General features: G+C 68.9%; 4 protein-coding genes. 3 read left to right on the plus strand and 1 reads right to left on the minus strand.

Annotated elements, in window-relative coordinates; all coding sequences use genetic code 11:
* The first annotated feature begins 39 nt into the window (after window positions 1-39).
* Window positions 40-1008 (plus strand): zinc transporter ZntB, encoded by a 969-nt coding sequence (locus HUU94_RS08265; protein ID WP_174274610.1) that lies wholly within the window; start codon window positions 40-42, stop codon window positions 1006-1008.
* A gap of 169 nt (window positions 1009-1177) precedes the next feature.
* A complete protein-coding gene (locus tag HUU94_RS08270) occupies window positions 1178-1918 on the plus strand; it encodes a GNAT family N-acetyltransferase (RefSeq protein WP_174274611.1) in 741 nt (246 codons plus the stop codon).
* A 39-nt stretch (window positions 1919-1957) separates the two neighbouring features.
* Here HUU94_RS08270 and HUU94_RS08275 read toward each other — a convergent pair whose 3' ends face one another.
* Complete coding sequence (locus HUU94_RS08275) at window positions 1958-3211, minus strand: NupC/NupG family nucleoside CNT transporter (protein WP_174274612.1); 1254 nt, start codon at window positions 3209-3211, stop codon at window positions 1958-1960.
* 231 nt (window positions 3212-3442) lie between these two features.
* On the opposite strand from HUU94_RS08275, the gene guaA reads away from it, so the two are divergent.
* Window positions 3443-4211 (plus strand): glutamine-hydrolyzing GMP synthase (gene guaA / locus HUU94_RS08280; RefSeq protein ID WP_174274613.1); only part of this gene is annotated, 769 nt, incomplete at its 3' end.

Below are 4211 nucleotides of genomic sequence, written 5' to 3' on the forward strand. Positions count from 1 at the left end.
GCCCGCGTCGCCGCCGCCGGGCCTGTCGGTGGAGCTGCTATGGCGGAAGTGACGGGCTTCGCGATCGCGCTGGGAGCCGACGGCAAGGGCCACGACGTCGATCCCGCCGAGGGTTGCCGCGAGCGCGCCGCCGGCGGTTTCGTCTGGGTCCATCTCGACGGCAATGCCGAGGATATGCTCGGCTGGCTGCGCGAGCATGGCGATCTGCCCGAGACCGTCTTCCACGCGCTCACCGCGATCGAGACGCGCCCGCGCACCGAGCCGACCGGCCAGGGCGCGCTCGTCAACCTGCGCGGGCCCACGATCGGGGGCGGCGAGGGCGACAAGCTCGTCTCGATCCGCTGCTGGGTGGAGGCGGGGCGCGCGATCACCGTGAGCTTCCGCCCGCTCGACGGGCTCGACGAGCTGACGGCGCGGATGCGCGACGGCGGCATCAGCGATCCCGGCGATCTGGTCTCGGCGCTCGCCACCGCGATCACCAGGAAGATCGATCCGGTGATCACCGATCTCGGCGATCTCGTCGACGATTGCGAGACCGCGCTCGATCCCAGGCAGGCCTACGAGACGCGCCGCAGGATCGCCGGCGCGCGATCGGATGCGATTATCTATCGCCGCTTCGTCGTGCCGCAGCGCGAGGCGCTGGCCCGCCTGTCGACGCTGGAGGCCGACTGGCTGGAGGAGGGCGATCGCCTGCACCTACGCGAGGCCGCCGATCGCTTCGCGCGGATGGCCGAGGAGCTGGAGGCGGTGCGCGAGCGCTCGGCGCTGATCCACGAACAGCTCACCGATCTCCGCGCCGAGCTGATCGAAAATCGCGCGCTGTGGCTGTCGATCGTCGCGCTCGTCTTCCTGCCACTGACCTTCCTCACCGGGCTGCTCGGGATGAACGTCGAGGGCATTCCGTTCGCCAAGGAGCCCTGGGCGTTCGGCGCGGTCTGCGCGCTGTGCACCGGGCTGGCGGCGGCGCTGCTCGGCTGGTTCGCCGCGAAGCACTGGTTCGGGCGCTGAAGTATTTCGAAGCAGAGGGCACATCCGCCGGTGCGAACACCGCTCCAGCCATGCCTGACGATGAAATCGGGGCCCGCCGTTCCTATATAGAGCGTACCGCTTCTTCTCGTTCGAGAGCATGTCGCGGCTGAGAGAGGCTTTGGGCTCCCGCTCTAACGAGGAGTCCGCCATGCCTTTCGCCGCCGAGAAGGTCTATTTCATGCGCCGCGCGCGCCAGTCCCACGCCGCGATGCTCGCCGCCGCCGATGGCGGTGCGCGGCTGGCGCATCGTCAGCTCGAAAGCGCCTATGAAGGCAAGGCCGATTCGCTCGATCGAAAGATGCTGGCGCTCGCGCGTGGCCCGCTTCCCGCACAGGATCAGGCGCCGCCGAAGCCCGCGATCTCGCCCGATGCGGTCGCCGCCGCTCTGGTCGGCGAAGGCGTTACGCGGGGCGGGGTGGCGCTCAGCATACGGCCGACGACGCCCGCCGATCTCGGCACGCTCATCGCCTTGTTTCGCAATGTCTCCGCCGAGGATGTCCGCTTCCGCTTCGGAGATACCGCCCGGCGGATCGGCGCCGCCGAGCTCGGCCCCTTGATCGATAGCGATCCCGATACCGGCATCAGCTTCATCGCTCATGAATCCGGCGGCATCGCGGTTGCCGTCAGCACGCTCGCCGATTCGGCCGACGGGTCGAGCGCCGAGGTCGCGCTTTCCGTGCACGCCGAATGGAAGGCGCGCGGCATCGCCTGGACCCTGCTCGAACATACGCTCGCCTACGCCACGGCGCACGGCCTGCGGGAGGTTACGTCGTTCGAGACGGGGGACGAGCATGCCGCGATCAATCTCGAACGCGAGATGGGCTTTGTCGCGCGGTTGATCTCGATCAGTCCCACGGAATTCTCGCTCAGCAAGATCGTCGCCGGATAACAGGCTCGCAGAGCCGGGTCGGCGCCGCCGAACCGACTCTCAGAGCACCAGCATCCCGGCGAGCGCCGCCGACATCAGGTTGGCCAGGCTCCCCGCGATCAGCGCGCGGACGCCGAGCTTGGCGATCATCGGGCGCTGGTTGGGGGCGAGGTTGCCCGTCACCGCCATCTGGATCGCGATCGAGCTGAAATTGGCGAAGCCGCACAGCGCGAAGGTAATGACCGCCTGGGTGTGCGCGCTCAGCGTCGCGGCGATCTTGCCGAGGTGGATATAGGCGACGAATTCGTTGAGCACGATCTTCTCGCCGAACAGCCCGCCCGCCGCTCCCGCCTCGCTCCACGGCACGTTGAGCAGGTACATCAGCGGCGCGAAGACATAGCCGAGCAGTTGCTGGAAGCTGAGATCCCTGATCCCGAACCAGCCGCCGACGCCCGCGAGCAGGCCGTTGGCGAGCGCCACCAGCGCGACGAACGCCAGCACCATCGCGCCCACCGCCACCGCCAGCCTGACGCCCAGTTGCGCGCCCTGCGCCGCCGCCATGATGATGTTGGCGGGCTTCTCCTCGTCGCCCTGCTGCTCGGCGACGGCGATGCCTTCGTCCTCGCTCGCGGGATGGTCGGAGGGCACCTCGCCCGGCGGATCGGGCATCATCAGCTTGGCCATCAGCAGCCCCGCCGGCGCCGACATGAAGCTCGCCGCGAGCAGATAATCGATGCGGATGCCCATCGCCGCATAGGCCGCGAGGATCGTCCCCGCGACGCCCGCCATGCCGCTGGTCATCACCGCGAACAATTGGCTCGGCGCGAGCCCGGCGAGATAGGGGCGGATCACCAGCGGCGATTCGCTCTGGCCGACGAAGATGTTCGCCGCCGCGCACAGCGACTCCACCTTGGAGACGCCGACGACGCTCTCGATCGCCCCCCCCACCCAGCGCACGACCGCCTGCATGACGTTGAGATAATAGAGGATCGAAACCAGCGCCGCGAAGAAGATGATCACCGGCAGCGCCGCCAGCGCGAAGGCATGGCCGCCGATGCTGGGATCGGCGAGCGGCCCGAAGATGAAGTCGGTCCCCGCCTGCGCATAGCCGAGCAGGTCGGCGACCCCGCCCGCCAGCCAGCCGATCGCCGCGCGTCCCCACGGCACGTAAAGCACCATGATCGCGATGCCGACCTGCAACGCGAACGCCGCGCCCACCACGCGCAGCCGAATCGCGCGCCGATCGCTCGACAGCAGCACCGCGATGGCAAGGATCAGCAGGATGCCCAGCGGGCCGAGCAGAAAGCGGTTCATGAACTGTGGCGACCCCCTGAAATACGGGGATCAGCTTAGCCGCAATGGCGCGCCCTTCAATGGGGCATGCGAAACCGCGCGGGGTGGAGTTGGGGGGGGCGCCGCCCGCTCGATCCTCCACTGCCGGGGGACGTCCGCTCCGTCACGGCTTCGTCCAAGGAGAATCCGGTGGTAAAGCAAGCGGTTACACCGCCGCTGGACAGGCCGGAAAAGCGCCATTATCGGCCGCCCATGAGCGTGGCGCCCTCCGATTGCATCCTGATCGTCGATTTCGGCAGCCAGGTGACGCAGCTGATCGCGCGCCGCGTGCGCGAGGCGGGCGTCTATAGCGAGATCGCGCCGTTCAACGCCGCCGCCGCCGCCTTCGATCGGCTCAAGCCCGCCGGCATCATCCTCTCGGGCGGCCCCGCCTCGGTCACCGAAGCGCAAAGCCCGCGCGCGCCGCAGTGCTTCTTCGAGGCCGGCCTGCCGATCCTTGGCATCTGCTACGGCCAGCAGACGATGTGCCAGCAACTGGGCGGCGAGGTCGTCGTTTCCGGTGAGGGCGGCGAGTTCGGCCGGGCCTTCGTGGAGGTGACGCAGGCCTCGCGGCTGTTCGACGGGCTCTGGACCACCGGCGAGCGCCATCAGGTGTGGATGAGCCACGGCGACAAGGTGACGCGCCTGCCGCAGGGCTTCGCGCCGATCGCGGTTTCGGACGGCGCGCCCTTCGCGATCACCTCGGACGAGGCGCGCCGCTTCTACGGCGTCCAGTTCCATCCCGAGGTCGTCCACACCCCCGACGGCGGCAGGCTGATCGCCAATTTCGCGCGCCACGTCTGCGGGCTTTCGGGCGATTGGACGATGGCCGAGTTCCGCTCCGCCAAGATCGCCGAGATCCGCGCGCAGGTCGGTGACGGCAAGGTGATCTGCGGCTTGTCCGGCGGGGTCGATTCGGCGGTGGCGGCGGTGCTGATCCACGAAGCGATCGGCGACCAGCTCACCTGCGTGTTCGTCGATC

This window comes from Sphingomonas bacterium (assembly GCF_903644055.1).
Lineage (GTDB): Bacteria > Pseudomonadota > Alphaproteobacteria > Sphingomonadales > Sphingomonadaceae > Sphingomonas_I.

Bases quoted from the DNA above. Each gene is read 5' to 3' on its own strand.
- HUU94_RS08265 (WP_174274610.1), top strand. From the start codon at position 40: ATGGCGGAAGTGACGGGCTTCGCGATCGCGCTGGGAGCCGACGGCAAG.
- HUU94_RS08275 (WP_174274612.1), bottom strand. From the start codon at position 3,211: ATGAACCGCTTTCTGCTCGGCCCGCTGGGCATCCTGCTGATCCTTGCC.
- HUU94_RS08270 (WP_174274611.1), top strand. From the start codon at position 1,178: ATGCCTTTCGCCGCCGAGAAGGTCTATTTCATGCGCCGCGCGCGCCAG.